Genomic DNA, 21,128 nt, shown 5'->3' with positions numbered 1-21,128 from the left:
ATTAAGAGGATATTTTCATGTCAGATATTAATTCATTGATCCATGACGGCACGATCTGGTTATTAGTTGCTTTCTCAATTGTGACTTGGGTGTTGATTGTGGTTAAAGTGGTCCAGACACAACGAGCGACAAAACAAAGTAAGCTTTTTGTAGAAGAGTTTTGGAAAGCAAAAAACTTATCAGATGCAGTAACTAAGTCTGAACTTGGTGAAGGCCCAGCAGCACGAGTGGCTAACACCGGTTTTCAGACTTTAATTGAAGCAGATGAAAAGACACATCAAGACTTACAAAACAGTTGGAGCCGTCAGGACTTATTAGAGCGCCATTTAAGTAAACAAGTTCTAACTGAGCGCCGCCAATTAGAAAAAGGTTCAGCTTTACTGGCTTCTATTGGAAATAACGCCCCATTTATTGGTCTATTCGGTACAGTATTTGGGATTATTCATGCATTACAAGCGATTGCTCATTCAGGTAATGCAAGTATGGATGTCGTGGCTGGACCAATTGGAGAGGCGCTGGTGGCAACAGGTATTGGTATTGCAGTTGCTGTACCTGCGGTGCTTGCCTACAACTACTTTGTGCGTAAAGTAAAAACAATTGGCGCAGATCTTGATGATTTTGCAACGGACTTCGTGAGTCTAAATCAAAAAGCAGGATTCCAGCTACCAACTGCTAAAAAAGGTACGACTGGTAATACGGCGCTTAAAGATAATTCTGCTAAAGAAGTGAAAGAGAAAGGAGTGTTTGCATAATGGCAATTTCTACCTCTCAAGAAGACGATGTCGTCAGTGAAATTAATATTACGCCGCTAGTCGATGTCATGTTGGTTTTACTCATCGTATTCATTGTGACAGCTCCTTTGTTAACAAATACGGTGAAAGTGAACTTACCAAAAGCGGCTCCAACTCAATCTACAGATCAAAACAAAGCTGTGGTGATTAGTGTAAATCCACAAGGTGAAATATTCCTTGATAAGGATAAAGTGACACTTGCGAACTTTGAACAAGAAATAAAGTCACGCAAAAGCAGTAACCCGAAATTAGCATTAAATTTAAATGCTGATGAAACTGTACCTTATGGAACAGTCGCAAAATTATTGGCAAGTATTGAACGTGTAGGTGTAGATAAACTTTCTGTGATTACAGTGCCTAAATAATTAGGCCTCCATAAAAAAAGCTGCTTCGGCAGCTTTTTTTATATTGTGAGTACAGATGAATATTAAGCTTTCCAGAGTTTTTCAAAACGCCATGTTGGAAAAATCGTATGTTCAGGAGTTAAACCACCAATATTTTTAGCTGCTGCGTCAATCGTATGGCTAAATCCCCAAATGAGCATTCCACCACGTTCATGTTGAATTTTTTGTGCTTGCGCTAAATGGATTTTGCGTTTGGCTAAATCAGGTTCTGCCAGTGCTTTAAAAAATAACTCACTATATTCAGGGTCTTTAAAATTCACACGATTCGTTGTAGAAATTGGAGCATCGTTAACAACGGCAGTCGATAAATAGGGCGTACCGACATTGGTCGCATTACTCGATAACTGCCACTTACTGCGGTCAGGGCCATTGAACGTTGCAAAATCCACTTGTTTAACTCGAATATTCACATTGGCTTGTTTTGCTTGCTCGGCAAAAATTAATGCAGGTTGAGCGCTACTCACTGGGGTAACAAGCTCTACACTCAAACCATCTTTAAAACCTGCTTGCGCTAATAGATTTTTTGCCTCGGTAATATTTTGTTGGCGCTGCGGCAAATTGAGAAAGGCAGGGTCTTGCGGTGAATAAAGATCGTTGGCGATTCGACCTTGTCCATTTAAGCCTCGTTGTACCAACTCCTCTCGGTTTGCAATCAAACGAAATGCCTGACGCACTCTAGGGTCATTAAACGGCGCTTGTTGAGTATTAAAGTCAAAACTATTATGCGTATTGGTCGCAGAGCGTATGGTTTGAATGTGTTTTGCTTGCTCCAAAATTTTAATATATTCGGGTGAAATCGCATTTGCGACATCAATTTGTCCAGCCAATAAAGCATTTAATCGAGAGACCTGATCTTTAAAATCAATCACTTCAAAACTATCTGCATAAGGTTTGTCTGCTTTAAAGTAATTATTAAAACGAGTAAAAACAGAACGCTGCCCCGGAATAAACTCTTTGACTTTATATGGACCAGCTCCGACTGGATTATGAATAGGGTCGAAGTCGGTTGGTACAATTCCTCCAAAATTTACCCAAGTTTCGGGCAGTGCAACAAAGCCGGGAATCGTACTAATAAAAGGAATACGAACCGTATATTCATCTAGTTTTTGAATACGATCTCGGTCAATCCACTGCACCAGATTACGAAATGGTGAGGCGAGTTTAGGATCTGTTAGACGTTTAACTGAAAAGATCACATCATCAGCAGTAATGGTTTTACCGTGATGAAATTCTAAGCCTTTACGTAACCGAATGGTCCATTCACTTGCATTGTGATTAGGTTCTGCAAACTCCGCTAAAGCAAGTCGGGGCAGCATATTTTCATCCCATTCCCATAACTTATTATAAATAGCGAAACCTCTTGTAATACCACTTCCCGATGCTGAAAGATGAGGATCTAGACTGCCTGATTGTTGTCCTCCAATTAGACCCAAGCGTATAACACCTCCATGCTTTGGCGTTGCTGAGGAGGTAGTTTTTGATTCGTTACTATTATCTGGAGAGGGGCCACAGCCTGATAAACTACCCAATAAAGAGACGCCACCTAGCGCCGTGAGACTTTGTGTTAAAAATTTTCGACGTGATAACTGAAATGTTTGATTTGTCATTATAAATACCTGATTAGATCTTCATCTTCTAAGGTATTGCAGAATAAATGCCAATATTTTTATATAGTTTTAATATATTTATCAATTACTTAAATAATTATTGTTTTTAGTGGGTGTCTCTATTCCAGCAGCTTTGTTGAAAAAATAAACATGAATAGAATTGATAAGTAAACAATGAGAAATTAAAAACAACTAAATCAAATGGTTAGGGCAAATTGTTTGGTCGTTTCTTGGTTGGCATAGGCTTTGCGTAACGCATTGTAAATTTACTTTACTGAGTGTGATATGAGACAGCCTTTTCAATTAAAACCTTTAGTTATTGCGCTTAGCGTATTAGGGGCGACTTTACCGTTATATGTTTTCGCCGAAGAAACACCTCAACAACTAGGCGATTCTGAAAGTGATGTAATTACTTTGTCCGATGTCGTCGTTACTGGAGCAACCAAGAAAACTACCATTGTTCCCAAACGCAAAGTTACCTCAATTTATGGAACTGATAGCTCTGTATTGGATACCCCGCGTGTAGTATCCCAAGTGTCAGAACAACAATTTAGAGAAGATGTTATTCGCAGTGCGGATGATCTCGTCAAATATGCACCTAGCATTACGCGAGGCGGGGGACAAAATGCTAATTTTGCTCCACAAATTCGTGGACAGAACTCGGAAGTTTTTCAAGATAGTCAACGCATTTACAGTACTCGCCATCCCACCAATCTCAATGCTTATGAAGGAGCCGATATTGTGGCAGGACCAACAGGTGTAATTTTTGCGCCGACTTCAGGTTCTGGCGGATATATTAACTACCTGACCAAAAAGCCTAATTTTAATAAAGCTGAAACCAATATCTCTGGCACTGTAGGTTCCATTTACTCAGGTAAAGGTGCAGAGCCTAATTTCTCTGTCAGTATTGATCATACAGCACCCATTTCAAAAGAATTAGCATTTCGCGTGAGTGCAACAGCACAAAAAACAGATGACTATTATGACAATGTGAAAAATAACTTTAATGCATTTTATGGGGCACTTGCTTGGCGTCCAAATGATCGTTTAAGGGTAGATTGGAATATCAGTTACGATGACTATTATGATTTTAACGTGACGCATGGCTGGAATAGAGCGTCGCAGCAATCTGTTGATAATGGCCTTTATTACAAAGGTAGAGCTACGCCTATTATTCAAAACGGTTCGACTTTTTGGTCTCCTGTATTTGAATCGGGTGCGGCAAATTCTAAAGTCATTGGTTGGCAAACTCGTCAGAAGAACGATAAAAACCAATATGTTGCTGTTGGTGGAGTTCAGACCACACCGTTACCGAACTCAACTGCTGATCAAGCAGGAACGATTAAAGGTTGGGTGTATGATCCATCAATCCCCGGTAATGAATTGGTCAAGCTAGATGATAATGTTTCAGGACGTAGTGAAGATAAAAATAGTGCCAAGCGATTTAGTACCCAATTAAAAGTAATTAAAGATTTAAATGACCATTGGTCTATTGCAAACAGTACGCTCTATCAAAATAACAAAGATTTAGGCGACTCTGTTGGGAGCTTCTTTACAGATTTAGATCATGAGTTAATTGATAACCGACTAGAATTTTTAGGGGACTATGATTTTGAAATAGGTGGCGTAAAAATTAATAATAAAAGCAGTACCGGAGGAACATATCGTCATGAGAAGTTTACGTCTTTAGCTGCAAATAATAGTTTTAATATTAATCCTTATGATTTAACCAATGATCCATCGCAGAAGAATCCTGGTGATTTACTGGGGTTAATTAACAATAGCGGTTCAACAGGAGGTTGGATTGGACAAGCCGGAGTGCCTCAATATTCTCAATATTTTGGCTATTTAAATTTGCCGCGCATGTACCCAATTGGAAATGGTTTATATGCTGAAAAAGGTGGCTTTCCACCGAATGGAGGAGGCGCTGTCTATACGGGCTCTGGTTTCTGGGATACGTTGAGTGTGTTCACTCAACAAAACTTTACCTTTAACGATGTATTCGGTATTAATTTAGGCATTAACCACAGTTCTGTAAGAGCAAAACTTGAAAACCCACTTGTTTTAACCCCAACAGATGTCCGTTCGTCGAGTGATAAATATAGTCTATTGAGCTATCAACTGAGTACGTTTATTAAGCCTACTGCGAAAAGCACACTCTATTTTACCTATGACAAAAGCACTGCATTAAATACGGGAGTATTTGGCCCTTTCTTGATTTGGGGTGCAGGAAATCAACTTAATCCTTTAGCTTTTGACAGTCAAAGTGAGCTAAAAGAAGTAGGATTTAAATATGAACCTATTACTGACCAGTTATTTTTAACCATAAGTGGATTTGAACAAAAACGAGATTTATCGCCAGATACGAACGGCAATATGGCTCGCTTTGAAGTAAAAGGTATTGAGTCATCATTAAGATGGCAACTTCAAAAAAATATAGCGATTGGGGGCAATTTCACTTATTTGGATGCCGAATACAGCTCTATTGTACCTGCTGGTTTTTCACCATTTGGCTTTCATGCGGACAATGCTACAGTTTGGGGAGACAATAATGCTTTAAACCAACGTAAAGCTGGACGTTATGATGCAGCAGGAATTCCCAAATACTCTGCAAGTGCTTATGTAGATTATCAACATCAGTCTGGTTTTGGGGTCAACCTTTCGGGATGGTGGACAAGCTACTGGTACACAAACTTAAGTCAAACCGTGAAAGTACCGAATAACTATAATCTGGACTTAGGTCTTTATTATCGCCAGCCACAGTGGACTGTGGGCCTTAACATTCTTAACTTAACCAATGAACGAAATTTTGTGAATGGTTTGGCAGGAGCGAATAGTGAGTTTTTACAACCAATGCGTCCTCTGACTGTACAAGGCCAATTTAGTTATAAATTTTAAAACCAATCAATCATTTCCAACAATCTTAAAAAGCCATACGTCTGTATGGCTTTATTATTAATACGGGATATGAAACACGTTAAATCGTGAATGTTGAAATAACAACAATAATACCTTTCAGACTGTCTATCTATCAGCAGCATTGAATCATTTTTATTTTTAAATTTTTATTAAGTATTTGAAATTATTTAAATAAATTAAATGGCATAGAAGTTGCCAATATAAGAATAGATTTATTTAAATGGAGTCACCATGTTTAAGGTTACAAAAATTAGGCAGAGTATTTTAACTGCTATGTGGGGAGTAACGGCGAGTGTTTCGACATTAGCTTTAGCGAACGATGATGCTGATGCAATTCCTGCTGAGCAACAAGCTCAAGTGGTAAATGCTAAAGATGTAAAAAAACTAGGCGATGTCATCGTTACTGCACAATATCGTGCACAAAACATTCAAAAAGTTCCGACTGCAATTACAGCGGTTTCAGGCAAAGATTTGGCCGCGAAAGGCTCAACATTTATTGGCGATGTTTTAACTTATACGCCCAATGCAGCAGCTGAAAACCCAGATGGTGATAGCCGTCCACGTTGGTATATTCGTGGTTTAGGAACTGGCGATGTTGCAGCCTCTACAGTTTTTCCAGTCGGTATTTATGCAGATGGGGTTTATTTAAATGCTCCTGTTGCTGGTGCTGGAGATTTATTTGATTTAGAACGTATTGAGGTTCTACGTGGTCCACAAGGCACGCTTTACGGTAAAAACACCACGGCTGGTGCGGTAAATTACATTTCACGAAAACCTGTTTTTACAGATAAACCGACTGGTTATGGAACAATAGGAATAGGTGACCATAATCTTCGTACTTTTGAAGGCGCCGTGAACGGGGCTATATCAGATAACGTTGCCGTACGAGGAGCATTCTATTCAGAAGACCGCGATGGCTATGCAAAAAATTTAGCCAATGGTGAAAACTACGGGGATGTAGATAAAAAATCATTCCGCTTCCAAATATTAGGAAAAATTAATGATGATTGGAATGCTTTAGTCAATCTACATAGCCAAACTTATAATGGTCTGGGCAATAATGGCTCTTTAAGTATTGGAAAATACTGGGGTGTTTACGAGAGACCAGAAGGCAGAGATACAAATTTAGATTTACCTGAAAGCAATAAAATTCAACATGATGGTACATCGCTCACCTTAACAGGAGATTTAGGCGGTGGTCATACTTTTACATCCATTACAGCATTTGATAAAACCACTCAAAAATCCATTTCTGATGGTGACTATACGCCATATGATGTAGCAAGAAGCTATAGTGATAATGAGTGGCGTCAATACAGCCAAGAGTTTCGAATTTCTTCTGATGCTGAAAAAAAGCTCAGTTGGATTGCAGGTTTTCACTACTTTAATGAAGATTTGGACTCTACAGGGGTAAGCGCACGAGTGAATAAAACACTACCGAATGGCGCTCCAGCTCAGACCGCGGGAACTCCAGCTTTCAGAGATATTACCTATAATCAGACTACACAAAGTTTTGCCCTGTTTGGGAATAGCACCTATAAATTTACCGACAAATTTAAAGTGACAGGTGGTCTACGTTGGACAAGTGAAGAAAAAGACATTGATTTAGACCTTGTTCAAATTACCACGGGCGATTACACCAAAGGCAGTTGGTGGCAAAAGGATGGGTACAATAATGCCGTTTATAACCCAGCACCTAATGCAAATGGTTCAACAAGTCGTAAAAAGAGATGGAATGAACTGACTTACGATATTACGCCAGAATATGAGATCACTCCTGATATCAATACATACTTCCGTTTTGCTAGAGGTTTCCGTTCAGGCGGTTTTAACACCGGACTTTCAAGTAGCCTGACGCAACTTGCAGATGTTAACCCTGAATATTTAAACAGCTACGAGCTAGGTTTGAAGTCTAGCTTGTTACAAGGCAATTTAACCGCCAATGCCAATATTTTCTATTATGACTACAAAGATATTCAAACAAATTTATTGGTTGCGACAGAAGGACAAGGTGGTGGGGTAACCTCAGTTCTGGCAAATGGTCCTAAAGCAGAAGTAAAAGGTGCCGAATTAGAATTAGATTATTTAGCGACCGATAACTTACGCCTACGTTTTGCAGGCGCTTATTTAGACAGTGAATACACCGACTTTGTTGATAAAAACCCAGTAACGAATGTCGTAAATGCTGACAATACAGGTAACAGCTTGGTTCGTTCTCCAAAGTACACCATCGGTTTAGGGGGTGAATATACCTTTAATCTTGATAGTGGAGCACGAGTTATTGTGGGCACAGATGCAAAATATCGTGACCGTGAGTTTTTCTTAGTAAATCGTCAAGATTATTCTGTTGACCCGATTTTGAGTCAAAAAGCATATACCTTATGGAACGCGAACGTTGGGTATATCAGCGCAAATAATAAATACCAAGTTAATGCTTACGTTAAAAACTTGCTAGACGAAGAATATCAAGTTCATGGGCGACCAAATGGTCCTGCTGGACAATATGTCTTAACCTATGGAAACCCACGTCAAGTTGGTGTTTCTCTCACTGCAAAATTCTAAGCTTTGCTTTAAGGAGAAAATAATGGGAATTGAATTTTTTACACGTTTACCGCTTCATGGCGAAACTGAATTTCTACCTGGTGACCCACGTAATCGTGGTGATTGGGCCAATATTGAAAATGTCGAAAATACCGGAGCGGTTTCGAACTATGAAGTAGGTGATGACTTTACCTATATTGATTACTTAAGTCAGGTAGCACGGGCAGCAGAAATTAATGGTTTTGCTGGTGCACTCATGGTAAACGCACCAACCGGTGAAGAGCCTTGGACAGTATGTTCATTGCTGGCAAGAGAAACCAAAAAACTTAACTTTGTGACTGCATTTCAGGCTTATCATTTTAGTCCATATAATGCTGTACAAACTGCGGCAACGTATCAACGTGCAACGGGTAATCGACTGGTTTGGAATATTATTAATGGCGGCTCGGAAGTGATCCAACGTCAGGTAGGCGATGACTTACCTCACGATGAACGTTATGCACGTGCTACAGAGTTTCTAGATGTTGTAAAAGGATATTGGAATAATCCTTCATTTTACTATAAAGGAAAGTACTATTCGGCAGAAGGCGGTGGTCTAAAATATCCACTGAATAAAGCAAGCCTTCCCATTATTTGCACAGCAGGTTCTTCGGAAGCTGCTCGTGAGTTTGGAGCAAAACATGCCGACTATTATTTAATGCGAGCTGAAAAACCAGAAGAAATTGCAGCATTGATTGCCGATGTACGTGCTCGTGCAAAAAAGTATGGTCGTGAAAATATAAAATTTGGTCTATCAATCGATACCATTGCTCGCCGTACTGAACAAGAAGCGTTGGCAGAGGCACAGCGCTTTCTCAATGAAGCTGCTGAAAAACAACGTTTACACGCAGCAGCAGCCCATGCGGGGTTACGTTCAGCGCGAGTATTAAGCTTCGAAAAAGAGTACGCCGAAAAAGATGGCAGTAAAAATGTCAGCGACTTTTTTATCCATCCAAATGTTTGGTCAGGGTTTGGATATATTGGTGTGCCACCCGGTGTTGCTTTGGTAGGGAGCTACCAACAGATTATTGAGCGTATTCAAGAATACAATAGCATTGGCATAGAATTATTCTTTCTTGCAGGCTATCCACATCTTGAAGAGTCATATCGTCTTGGTGAACACGTTCTTCCGCACTTTAAAAAGCAGCGTGCTCGATTGCAACCTACGGTAGCTAGCCCAGAGTTTGATATTGCGCTTTAAAGTTTAAATGTTCTTTGAATAAGCCTGATTAGTAAGCTAGTTGGGCTTTTTTAATTTTTGTTCCTAATATGCGTTTGATCTTTTATGAAAGGTCTATACAAGAATTCTTATCTTTATCTCTTATTTATAAATATAAATATTTTCTGATCTTTGTACCTGTGTAGACAGTTAAACAAAACATCTCTCTTTACACTCATCCAGAGCATAACACCAAAGATGATCACAACACATCTCACATTAAATCTGAATAACGTGGATAAATGATCATCAGTTATACGTTTAGTTAATCATTCTGAGAGATCTATAACAACAGAATGTATGGATATATATCGAGATATGAAAGAAATAATTTCGCAAAAAAATTCATCCGGCATTGTCTGGAAAAGTACCAAGAAACCAGGGTTCATTTCTGTTGGGTATTTTAACTCGCTTGCGATCTATTGGATTGTACCTCTTTGTTTATTCTTACTGTGGTGGGTAGCGTCAAACGAGCAATGGATGCCTGCCCAAATTTTACCTACCCCAAAAGACACATGGCATTCTTTCGTTGAAATCGCATATCAAGATCTATGGTCACAGCTTGCGATCAGTCTTGAGCGCTTTGGTCTTGGCTTATTGTCAGGTGTATTAGGCGGCGTATTTTTAGGTGTTTTACTTGGTTATAGCCGCATTGCAGAACAATACCTTTCTGCAACGTTTTATGCGTTGGTCATTATCCCAACATTGGCTTGGTTACCTTTGCTCATGATTTGGCTCGGCATCGAAAATAGTTTAAAAATCTTCATAATTTTTAAGGCCACGATGGTGCCGATTGCATTACATACTCAGGCAGGGGTACGTGACATTCAACCCAAACTCAAAGAAATGGCAGCAATTTTACAGTTTAATCGGCTAACCTTGCTCACAAAACTTGTACTGCCAGCCACGCTTCCATATTTCTTTACGGGTTTAAGACTAGCTGTTGCAGCAGGCTGGACAAGCTTAATTGCTGTTGAGTTGTTGGCTTCATCGGAAGGCATTGGATATTTGATGGTGACAGGTCGTCAGCTATTTCAGCTTGATATTGTTTTTGTCACGATTTTTGTTATTGCATCTGTAGGAATTATTTTCGATTTTATCCTGCATCGAATTGAACGTAAGTTTGTGTTCTGGCCACATGCTGCTTTGAGTGCTCATACTTTTCACAAAAAAAACAGATCCGATGTTTTCAAATCATGGGTTTTACCTTTGAGTTTAGTGATGCTTTGGGCAATGAGTAGTTGGTTTAACTTGATCTCGAGTCAAATTTTGCCCGCGCCGTGGAAAGTATTAGAAGCACTGTGGTCAGGCATTCAAGATTTCTCACTCACTACCGCCATGTATTACAGCCTTTATCGTGCAATTTTGGGTTTGATTATTGGCGGACTAATTGGGGCGTCTGTAGGAATTGTGGTAGGGCTATTTAAACCTATTGAAAATCTGTTGGCACCTACACTCAACACATTACGTCTCATTGCCATTTTCGCCTGGATTCCGCTACTGACAGCTTGGTTTGGGCTCGAAGATTTATCAAAAATTGTTTTCATTTCAATAGCGACATTTTTTCCGATGTTTATTGCGACTTGGAAAGGCATGTCGAGCATTCCAATGCAGCTTGTTGAAGTCTCAAGCACTTTAAGAATGACATTGCTTCAACGCTTAACGCTTTTGATTTTACCGAGCATTGCACCTTCAATGTTTGCTGGGTTTCGCTTGGCCTTGCTCTATTCGTGGATGGCATCTTTTGGAGCTGAATACTTGATGGGCTCTGGAATTGGCATAGGTAGCTACATGATGGCAGCACAGCAAAACTTTGAAATGGAACGTGTGATAGCAGCAACCGTTTTGGTGGCTGGTTTAGGGGCGATTCTGGCATGGCTGGGCAAAATAACTGAAAACTACGCAACATCTTGGCGAAAAAATTGAGGTCAGACCATGACAATTACCCTTAATACAAATACTGAAAAACATCACCAATCTTTTCAAGCTAATACTCAAACACGTGTGGCATTTCACCATGTTCATAAGTCTTTTGTCGTTAATCAACAACCTGTCAAAGTCATTCACGACTTTAATCTAGAAATTAAAGAAGGGGAGTTTATTGCGATTGTAGGTAGCAGTGGTTGCGGTAAATCTACGCTTTTACGTCTTTTGGCAGGACTAGATCAAGATTTTGATGGTCGAATTTTAATTGATGGTGCCGATGTAAGCGGGATTGGCGGCGATCGAGCAGTAGTTTTTCAAGAACACCGCTTATTTCCTTGGCTTACCGTTGAGCAAAACATTGAGCTGGGTTTATTAAATGAGGCGTTAACTTCACGTGATAAAGATATTCTGGTCCAGAAAGCAATTGAGTTAATTGGCTTAAATGGCTTTGAAAAGGCGTACCCACACCAACTATCTGGTGGGATGTCTCAACGTGTAGCCATTGCACGCAGTCTTGTTGTGCAACCACGCATTTTCCTGTTAGACGAACCGTTTGGTGCCTTGGACGCATTAACACGGCATCAAATGCAAAATGAATTACTACGCATTCAATCTCAACAAAAAATGACCACTGTTTTTATTACGCATGATGTGGAAGAGGCTGTAACTCTGGCAGATCGTGTGGTGATTTTAAAACCCAAACCTGGTCGTGTTGAACAGATTATTCCCGTCAACTTGCCGCGTCCTCGAAATCGTTCAAGTTTTGAATTGCATCAATTAAAAGAACAGATTTTTCGGATTTTGACCGAAGACAAAATTGGTTAATAGGAGTTATTGATGAGTGAATTTAGTCAAGGCTCGATTAGAAAAGCATTTTTATTTGAGCAATTATCCAATCAGGTCACCCATACAACGACGGTTAATGATCCTTTTAGCCATAACGTAAACGTAGATGCTGAAAATGATCCTGCTGGGCCAAAAAAGAATGCTTTGGCAATTGCGATTGTCGCCGTTGCTGCAGCACATTTGGGAATCTGGTATATCGCCAAACAGCTTCCTACACCTCAGCTTGATGTCAAAACACCTGACCCTGTGGTGATAGAGATTGTCAAACCGCCTGAACCACTTAAGGTGATTGAACCTAAAATCCCTCCAGTGGTGCAAAAGCCAAAAATACCGCCTGTTAGCCCAAAGCCTCAGCCTGTACAAAAGCAAATAGAGACACCAAAACCAGTACAGAAACACGTTGAGCAGCCTAAACCTGTTGAACAGCATAAGGCAGTAGAGCAACCACGGCCTGTAGCGGAACCCTTAAGTAAAAACGTGGTGGCGGCTCCTGTTCAGCAACCCGTTTCAAAACCCGCTGAAGCACCTGCGAAAGCTGCTGATGACAACTTGCCAGTTACAGAAGCAAAAGGCTATGCGGGTTATTTGAGTAATCCAGCGCCTGAATATCCTGAACAGGCTCTCGATCGAGGTTGGGAAGGTTCAGTCATCTTGAGGGTAAAAGTCTTGCCAAATGGCAGCCCTGATAGCGTGACAGTCAAACAAAGCAGCGGCAAAAAAATACTCGATAGTGCAGCGGTGAGAACCGTAAAACAATGGAAATTCTCACCAGCCTTAAAAGGAAAAACACCAGTCGAAGGATGGGTCGATGTTCCTATTCACTATCAACTCCCGAAATAATTTTTAACTTAATATTGATCTATAAGGAATTTTAACATGAGTGATATAAACTCCCTGATCCACGATGGGACTATCTGGTTATTGGTTGCTTTTTCAATTGTGACGTGGGGTTTGATTGTAATTAAACTGGTTCAAACCCAAAAAGCCAACCGCCAAAGTAAAGCCTTTGCAGAAGAATTCTGGAGCGCCAAAAATCTACAAGATGCGATTCAAAAATCGGAGGCAGGGCAAGGGCCAGTAGCACGCATTGCAAATACTGGTTTTAAAACACTTGCCGATGCAGACGATGATACACATCAAGATTTACAACATAGTTGGAGTCGTCAAGATTTACTTGAGCGTCATTTACGCAAACAAATTTTGTCAGAACGTCGCCAGCTAGAAAAAGGCTCTGCCTTGCTCGCATCAATTGGTAATAATGCACCTTTCATTGGGCTATTTGGTACCGTCTTTGGGATTATCCATGCTTTACAGGCCATTGCACATTCGGGTAATGCCAGTATGGATGTCGTCGCAGGGCCGATTGGTGAAGCGCTAGTTGCAACAGGCATCGGGATTGCAGTGGCTGTTCCAGCGGTACTAGCATATAACTATTTCGTGCGTAAAGTAAAAACTATCGGTGCAGAACTAGATGACTTTGCGACCGATTTCGTGAGCCTAAACCAAAAATCAGGTTTCCAGCTTAAGACAGTCAAGGCAAAAACAACAAATACAAGTATTCCAGCCAACGAGTTAAGCCATAACCACAATAAAGAAAAGGTATATGCATAATGGCAATTTCAACATCAGAACAAGATGATGTCGTCAGCGAGATCAACATTACCCCTCTAGTGGACGTGATGTTGGTTCTGTTAATTGTGTTTATCGTCACGGCGCCCTTACTGACCAATACTGTTAAGGTAAACTTACCCAAAGCGGCACCAACACAGGTGACAGATCAGACCAAGGCTGTGGTCATTAGTGTTAATCCAAAAGGGGAAATTTATCTGGATAAAGATAAAGTCACTCTTGAACACTTCGAACAGGCCATTCAAACGCGTAAGACGGCCAATCCTAAACTGGCTCTGAACCTGAATGCAGATGAGACGGTTCCTTATGGTACGGTTGCCAAGTTACTGGCCAGCATAGAACGGGTAGGCGTTGATAAACTATCAGTCATTACATCGCCTAAGTCTTAAGTTCTATCAAAATAAACAAGACGAAAGAAAATCAAGATCCAAATTTGAGATCTTGATTTTCATATAATTGTTTAATCTAAATTTATATTAAACTTGAATTTCACGATTAGGTTGTATGGTCTATTTTAGAGCTTCAATTTGATGGTGAGATGGCGAATGACAACACTTGTTTATAACGATAAAAGAAGAAATAACTATGATCATTTTTTAGATTTATTAGATCAAACTCATATCAATCGTTATCAAGATTTCAACATTACCTTTGAATATAAAAAACTGGCTGAACAAATGCTGTCAGAATGTGAATTCATGGACGCGTGTTCGCTTGAAGAAAAGCAGAAATTATTTAATGAAATTAAGATAAAACACCTTTATCAAGGGCAAGTGCTATATTCGAGAAATCAAAACTGTCGTGAACTCATCATTGTTTTAAGTGGTGTACTCAAATTAGGTTGGAATTCATACGATGGGAAATATCTTATTCATCGTTTTATCCCTACAGGCGCACTATTAAATATTGTCTATCTTATTTCTGAATCTGCGCTAGAGCATGAATATGTTGCACACGAAGCAACTGTGATTGCGACCATTCCTGAACATATCTTTAAGCACACCATACAGCACAATTCACACATGCTATATCAGGTTTTAAAATTGGTATGCCAGAGAACAAGGCTTTTAGACAATGATATCTATCACACATCTACACAACCTTTAAAGGTACAAATTGCACGACAGCTCATTTATTTAATCGAATTTTTTTCGACCCAAACTCAAAAAGGTATTGAGGTTTTATTAAAACTTTCACAAGAAAATTTGGCTGAACTTTTAAAAATATCGAGACAAAGTATCAGAAAGGAAATTCAGTGGTTTGTTGAAGAAGGCATTATAGAAACAAAATACAATCATATCTCTGTTAAAGACATCGACAAATTAAAAGCTTTACTGCACTAAAGAGATTATGACGAATTATGAATAATTTTTCATAAATGCAGAAATGCTATGTAATTTTTGTTGCAGAATTTAAAAGGTGTAATTTCTAAACTCATATCATCAATGATGAGAACGATGATATGGCAGATTTATTAATAAGAAAACCAGTGAATGAGTTAATCGATGTAATTCCTTTAGCAGGTCGTATCGGTGCACAAATTAATGGTGTTGAATTATCTTCAAACCTCAACCCGGAGGTCTTGAATCAAATTAGGCAATCATTGCTTGAACATAAAGTTATTTTTTTCCGTAATCAGGAACATTTAACAGATCAAGAGCAGGAAAAATTTGCCGAATTGCTTGGGCAACCTATTTCTCATCCTACTGTTCCAGTGGCAGAGGGTTCGACTTATATATTTGAGCTTGATTCCCGTCATGACGGTCGTGCAGACGTGTGGCATACCGATGTCACCTTTGTATCAAATTATCCAAAAATCAGCATTCTAAGAGCGGTAACTACGCCCAATCGAGGGGGAGATACCACATGGGCAAATACAGAAGCAGCCTATGATGAATTGCCAGAGCCGCTAAAGCTCCTTGCCAATCAGCTCCGTGCGATTCATACCAATGATTTTGATTATGGTGGTTTTCGGCCTTCCGCAAGTGATGAAGTCGTAAAACGCCATCAAAAAATCTTTGCTTCAACGGTCTATGAGGCAGAACACCCATTGGTCAGAGTACATCCTGAAACAGGTAAGCGAACCTTAATTTTAGGCCAATTTTTTAAACGTTTTGTAGGTCTGACTGCTAAAGAGTCCAACAAACTATTTGAAATTTTTCAAGATCGTATTACCAAACCAGAAAACACGATTCGCTGGACCTGGAAGGACGGAGATGTCGCTATTTGGGACAACCGTGCCACTCAGCATTTAGCCGTCAATGATTATGGTAATGCCTTGCGTATTATGCGACGCGTTACGTTGGCAGGCGATGTTCCTGTTGATATCGATGGCAAAGCGAGTAAGCAAGTTAAGCCATCTACGTCATAAGCGTCTAAACAATACAACGCTGATTTATCAATAAAAATGTGGAAGATATAATGAAACCATCAATTTTTAAAAAATTGATCTTGCTGAGCTTATTGGCTTTTGGACATGCAAGTTACGCTGAAAGCCTTAAAACAATCCGAATTGGTTCTCCTGATTTGACAGCTGGTCAAAAACACGCGGGTGGTGGAGTTGTTGATGTGCTTTACAACAAAAAATGGCTTGAGCAAGAACTTGCAAAAAACAATGTCAAAGTGGAGTGGCACTTTTTTAAAGGTGCTGGGCCAGCCATTAATGAAGCATTGGCCAACAATCAACTGGATTTCGCCTTTTTAGGTGATTTACCTCCAATCATTGGTAAAGCCAATGGATTAGATACCCAATTACTTGTTCCAACGGCGCGCGGCATCACCAATTATCTAGCGGTAAGATCTGATCTTTCGATCAAAAATTTTGCTGAATTAAAAGGAAAACGCGTTGGTTTGTTAAGAGGGACAGCAGATGAATTGTCATTTGTGAGTGCATTGAACAGCCAAGGTTTAAAGCTCAGCGATGTGCGGGTGGTCAATTTAGACTTTAACGCCGTCAATGCCGCTTTGGCCGCAAAAAAAATTGATGCGTCATGGGGACCTTCTCGATTTTTTGCGTTACGTGACAAACACATCGTTAACTTGCCTATAAGTAGTCGTCAGTTAAATGGTTCAGGATCTACTCAAGGTGTGTTTTTAGGTCGTCAATCGTTTATTCGACAACATCCAACTGAAACACAACAGGTGGTGACACAGGTTGTAAAAGGGCTCAACTGGCTCTCAAATGAGCAAAATCGAGTACCACAAGTCGCACTCTTTTTTACCCAATCGGGTTATCCAGCATCCATCTATGCTCAGGAACTTAATGGTGTAAATCTGAAGTTTTTATATTCACCGCTATTTGATGGCTATTACACCCAACAATTGCAGCAAAAAATCACTTTGGCTACGCAACAAGGGTTGATACGCAAAAATATTGACGTCAAAAGCTGGATTAATCCGTCTTTTGTAAATCAAGCACTTGAACAATCAAATTTAAAGACCTACTGGAAACCAACTCAGCAGTACGAATATTTGAAATCAGTGAAATAAGCACCGTCTTTTAAAACTTAATTATGGGGTAAATAATGTCGATACATTCGAAGAGTGTAGCGCGTGATCCGTTCACGTCAGCAACTAAACAAAAAATTTTAAATTTAAGTCTGCTTTCGCTGAGTATCTTGTCAGTTTGGGGACAAGCTCATGCAGAAACAGTCTCAAATACCGCACGTTCTTCTGAGGATGTGGCTCAGTTAGAAACCGTTGTAGTAACAGCAACACGTCGTGAAGAATCACTCCAAAAAGTACCTGTTGCCGTTTCAGTCATTAGTGGAAAGGAACTCGATAAGCAACAGCGAAACTCACTTGAAACATTGGTAACACAAGTACCGAGTGTTAACTTTCGGGCAGGAGCCTCTAATAAGGATACTTCTTTATTTGTTCGCGGTATTGGAACTGTTACCACTTCACCGGGTGTTGAGCCTTCAGTCTCAACAGTGATAGATGGCGTTGTGTACAGCCGACCGGGGCAAGCAACACTTGATTTGTTAGATGTGGAGCGTATTGAAGTCCTACGTGGTCCGCAAGGAACACTTTTTGGTAAAAATGCATCGGCAGGTGTAGTCAACATTGTGACCAAAAATCCAACCAGTGAAACCTCTGGTTATATTGATGCCTATGCCACTAGTGATAGTGAACAACGAATTAAACTAGGAGCATCTGGTACATTAATTCCTGAAAAATTAACTGCCAATGTCTCGGCGCTATTAGGTAATTTTGATGGTAATGTAGACAACCTTACAACCAATCAAGATGTTAATGGCTATAAAAATTATGGTTTTAGAACCAAATTTGAATATACGCCTACCGATAGTTTAGTGTTGGGGGTTACGGCCGATTATCTGCATAAAAAAGGAAGTGCTCCGACAGGCATTGTGGTTAAAAATACCGATGCCAACTATGCAGCAGCATTATCGCCTGTTGTGGCATCTCCAACCAATCGAAGTACAGTTGAAAATACTCAAGCGTCGACTGAGGATACCAATCAGGGTGTAGCACTTACCGCAGACTGGACATTAACAAATCATCAATTATCATCCATTACAGCCTTTCGCCAATGGAAAAACACACAGATTGGTGATAGTGATCAGCTTGCTGCTCCGACACCAAATTTTGCCGGAATTGCCGATTTAGGGCATGTTAACAGTAAGCAATTTTCTCAAGAAATTAGAATTAAACCGCTCGATCATGGTTTTTTTGATTATGTCGCGGGGCTATATTTTTCAAAGAACAAAAACGATGAGACTTATCAACGTGAGTCAACTTGGTACAACAATACCTCTAATGCTTATGTCGTAGATTTTGGTAAGGCAATCTATAACACAGACAGCACCAACTATGCTGCATTTGGTGAAGGTACCTTTCATTTCACAAATCGGTTGAGATGGATTGCAGGTTTACGTGTTACTCGAGATGAGTTGTCTTATGATCACAGCCGAGTTTCAACTGTTCCAAGCAGTGTAGGTGTCCGAAATGCCATTCGTTCTTCATTTAACAGTGATGGATCGACCAGTGAAACTGGAGTTTCAGGCCGCATTGGACCTCAATATGACTTTACACCGAATATATTGGGCTATTTTACCTATTCGAGAGGTTATAAAGGTCCTGCATATAACGTTTATTTTAATATGCAGCAAAATGATACGCCTGTCATTGATCCTGAAACGGCTAACTCTTACGAACTTGGTCTCAAATCTCAATGGCTGAATAATCGTCTGCGTGTCAATGTGGCGTTATTTAACACTGATTATGATAACTATCAGGCAAATTTTAGAACCCTCGACCCAAATGGTTTCCCGATAACCCGCTTGGTTAATGCAGGAAGTGTCTCTACATATGGGGCTGAAATTGACTCGGTATATAAGATTAATCCAAATTGGGCATTAAACTTTTCAGGTGCCTATACACATGCACGAATTGATGACTTCAAATGTCCGGCTGCCGATACTTCATGCCCAAATGTAAATGGTAAGCCGCTGCCATTTTCTCCAGATTGGAAGTTTAATACCCAGCTCGATCGCTATTTTACTCTGGCAAATAACAAGCAAATTGAACTTTCAACTCAATATGCGTGGCAAAGTAAAGTGCAGTTCAGTCTCGACCAAAACCAAAACACCATTCAAGGTGCATATGGACTTTTGAACGCGAGCATTGCTTTAGCTGATACTGCTTCTGACTGGCGATTGGCATTGAATGTACGAAATATAACGGATAAATCATATGCAACCTTACTGAGCACAAATGGTAGCCGTATTACTCGTCAAGTCCCTAGAGATGATGAACGCTATTTTGGCATTTCATTCCGTAAAAATTTCTAAAAAGTATGTCTAGTACGCCTCGTTTTTTCGAGGTGTACACCCATCAATTGGACTGATTAAAATGAGTAATCCTTCGCCTACAAGAAAGCTTCACCTTAATTTATTTTTAGACGGTTATGGCCATCATTTGGCCAGTTGGAGACATCCAGCGAGTCAATTAAATCTAAGTCCCTATGAACGCTACTTAAGTGCAGCAAAAATAGCTGAAGAGGGGAAATTTGATGCCATTTTTTTTGCCGATAGTTTAGCTGTTGATCCAGCAACTGCGACATCAGGCAAAATTCGCGGTAACGAGATTGAACCACTCACATTACTTTCAGCAATTGCGACACAAACCCGTCATATTGGGCTCATTGGGACAGCCACAACAACCTATAACGAACCATATCATCTCGCAAGAAAGTTTGCTTCTTTAGACCAGATTTCTGCTGGACGTGCAGGCTGGAACCTCGTCACCACCGATTTTGCCCTTGAGGCGAAAAATTTCAGCACAAAGGAACATATCAAACATCAAGACCGCTATGCACGTGCTGAAGAATTTCACGATGTCGTAAAAGGACTTTGGAAGAGTTGGGATGAAGATGCAGCTATTCATGATAAAGCCAGAGGTATTTTCTTTAATCCAGATAAGGTACACACGCTCAATCATTGCGGTGATATTTTTCAGGTAAAAGGTCCACTCAATATTAGCCCAAGCCCACAGTCTCACCCTGTGGTGGTTCAAGCAGGTAGCTCAGAACGAGGTAAAAATCTGGCAGCTCGTACAGCAGATGTCATTTTTACTGCGCAATCTAACTTAGCCGCTGCACAGCAATTTTATAGCGATGTAAAGCAACGTCTTAAAGACTTTGATCGCCAAGAACATGAGTTAGTGGTCATGCCCGGTGTATATGTGCTTGTTGCTCATACGAATGAAGAAGCCAAGAAACAGCAACAGCTTTTAGATGAACTCGTTGATGATGACATTGGCCTTGGGCTTTTAGGAAGAATGTTGGGCAATTTTGACTTAAGCGATGTTGATGTGAATCAACCTTTAGCTTCCTTAGATTTATCCGAGACCCAAACTGGGCAACAAAGTCGCCAGCAATTGATTCAAGCACTCGGACAAGAGCAGGGTCTAACCATTAAACAGCTCTATCAACGTATTGCTTCAGGACGAGGGCATTTTTGTTTGGTTGGTACGCCAGAATATATCGCCGATCAGCTTGAAGAATGGTTCGTTAGTGGTGCAGCAGATGGATTTAACATTATGCCTGCCGTCATATCAAACGGAATTAGAGACTTTGTCGATCTGGTTATTCCCATCCTTCAACAGCGCAATTTATTCCGCAAAGAATACGAAGGTCAAACATTAAGACAAAACCTTGGCCTCTTGGCTGCTACCGAATAAAAGG

16 protein-coding genes are annotated in these 21,128 nt (G+C 40.1%); 15 read left to right on the top strand and 1 reads right to left on the bottom strand.

The annotated features are described in order from the left end of the window. Nucleotides 1-17: 17 nt before the first annotated feature. Complete coding sequence (locus MMY79_RS09610; protein ID WP_004701581.1) at nt 18-752, top strand: MotA/TolQ/ExbB proton channel family protein; 735 nt, start codon at nt 18-20, stop codon at nt 750-752. Then, complete coding sequence (locus tag MMY79_RS09605) at nt 752-1,156, top strand: biopolymer transporter ExbD (protein WP_001018517.1); 405 nt, start codon at nt 752-754, stop codon at nt 1,154-1,156. Before MMY79_RS09610 ends, MMY79_RS09605 begins: the two co-directional genes overlap by 1 nt. 62 nt (nt 1,157-1,218) lie before the next feature. On the opposite strand, the gene MMY79_RS09600 is transcribed toward MMY79_RS09605, so the two are convergent. Next, nucleotides 1,219-2,802, bottom strand: coding sequence for an ABC transporter substrate-binding protein (locus MMY79_RS09600; RefSeq protein ID WP_252613353.1), 1,584 nt, complete (start codon nt 2,800-2,802; stop codon nt 1,219-1,221). Between the two features lie 285 nt (nt 2,803-3,087). Here MMY79_RS09600 and MMY79_RS09595 point away from each other — a divergent pair, with 285 nt between their 5' ends. The 13 genes from MMY79_RS09595 to MMY79_RS09535 all read left to right on the top strand — a co-directional run bounded on the left by MMY79_RS09595 (nt 3,088) and on the right by MMY79_RS09535 (nt 21,124). Continuing rightward, entirely contained in the window at nt 3,088-5,700 is a 2,613-nt protein-coding gene (locus MMY79_RS09595; RefSeq protein ID WP_252613351.1) for a TonB-dependent receptor plug domain-containing protein, read from the top strand. 252 nt (nt 5,701-5,952) lie between these two features. After that, complete coding sequence (locus MMY79_RS09590; protein WP_354669039.1) at nt 5,953-8,283, top strand: TonB-dependent receptor; 2,331 nt, start codon at nt 5,953-5,955, stop codon at nt 8,281-8,283. Between the two features lie 22 nt (nt 8,284-8,305). After that, on the top strand, nt 8,306-9,502 hold the full coding sequence (locus MMY79_RS09585) for an LLM class flavin-dependent oxidoreductase (RefSeq protein WP_252613349.1): 1,197 nt from the start codon (nt 8,306-8,308) through the stop codon (nt 9,500-9,502). A gap of 318 nt (nt 9,503-9,820) precedes the next feature. Beyond that, nucleotides 9,821-11,446 (top strand): ABC transporter permease, encoded by a 1,626-nt coding sequence (locus MMY79_RS09580; RefSeq protein ID WP_354669038.1) that lies wholly within the window; start codon nt 9,821-9,823, stop codon nt 11,444-11,446. Between the two features lie 9 nt (nt 11,447-11,455). Beyond that, nucleotides 11,456-12,271 carry an ABC transporter ATP-binding protein gene (locus MMY79_RS09575; RefSeq protein WP_200029177.1) on the top strand — a complete coding sequence of 272 codons (816 nt, stop codon included), beginning with the start codon at nt 11,456-11,458 and terminating at the stop codon, nt 12,269-12,271. Nucleotides 12,272-12,283: 12 nt separating this feature from the next. Next, nucleotides 12,284-13,132, top strand: a complete 849-nt coding sequence (locus MMY79_RS09570; protein WP_252613345.1) for an energy transducer TonB — start codon at nt 12,284-12,286, stop codon at nt 13,130-13,132. A 36-nt stretch (nt 13,133-13,168) separates the two neighbouring features. Beyond that, complete coding sequence (locus MMY79_RS09565; protein ID WP_252613343.1) at nt 13,169-13,903, top strand: MotA/TolQ/ExbB proton channel family protein; 735 nt, start codon at nt 13,169-13,171, stop codon at nt 13,901-13,903. After that, entirely contained in the window at nt 13,903-14,310 is a 408-nt protein-coding gene (locus MMY79_RS09560) for a biopolymer transporter ExbD (protein ID WP_086223723.1), read from the top strand. The genes MMY79_RS09565 and MMY79_RS09560 overlap by 1 nt, the downstream gene beginning before the upstream one ends. Before the next feature lie 156 nt (nt 14,311-14,466). Continuing rightward, on the top strand, nt 14,467-15,264 hold the full coding sequence (locus MMY79_RS09555; RefSeq protein ID WP_252613341.1) for a Crp/Fnr family transcriptional regulator: 798 nt from the start codon (nt 14,467-14,469) through the stop codon (nt 15,262-15,264). 119 nt (nt 15,265-15,383) lie between these two features. Beyond that, nucleotides 15,384-16,292: a TauD/TfdA family dioxygenase gene (locus tag MMY79_RS09550; protein WP_252613340.1), complete on the top strand. Its 909-nt coding sequence runs from the start codon at nt 15,384-15,386 to the stop codon at nt 16,290-16,292. Nucleotides 16,293-16,342: 50 nt separating this feature from the next. Further along, a complete protein-coding gene (locus MMY79_RS09545) occupies nt 16,343-17,410 on the top strand; it encodes an ABC transporter substrate-binding protein (RefSeq protein ID WP_252613339.1) in 1,068 nt (355 codons plus the stop codon). Between the two features lie 128 nt (nt 17,411-17,538). Continuing rightward, the gene (locus MMY79_RS09540) at nt 17,539-19,734 is read left to right on the top strand and encodes a TonB-dependent receptor (protein ID WP_252613493.1); all 2,196 of its coding nucleotides are present in this window, start codon (nt 17,539-17,541) and stop codon (nt 19,732-19,734) included. A 61-nt stretch (nt 19,735-19,795) separates the two neighbouring features. After that, nucleotides 19,796-21,124, top strand: a complete 1,329-nt coding sequence (locus MMY79_RS09535) for an LLM class flavin-dependent oxidoreductase (protein ID WP_252613338.1) — start codon at nt 19,796-19,798, stop codon at nt 21,122-21,124. The last annotated feature ends 4 nt before the right edge of the window (nt 21,125-21,128 follow it).

Origin of the sequence: Acinetobacter sp. XS-4 (genome assembly GCF_023920705.1) — a bacterium.
Lineage (GTDB): Bacteria > Pseudomonadota > Gammaproteobacteria > Pseudomonadales > Moraxellaceae > Acinetobacter.
This window is presented reverse-complemented; position numbering and strand designations above follow the sequence as displayed.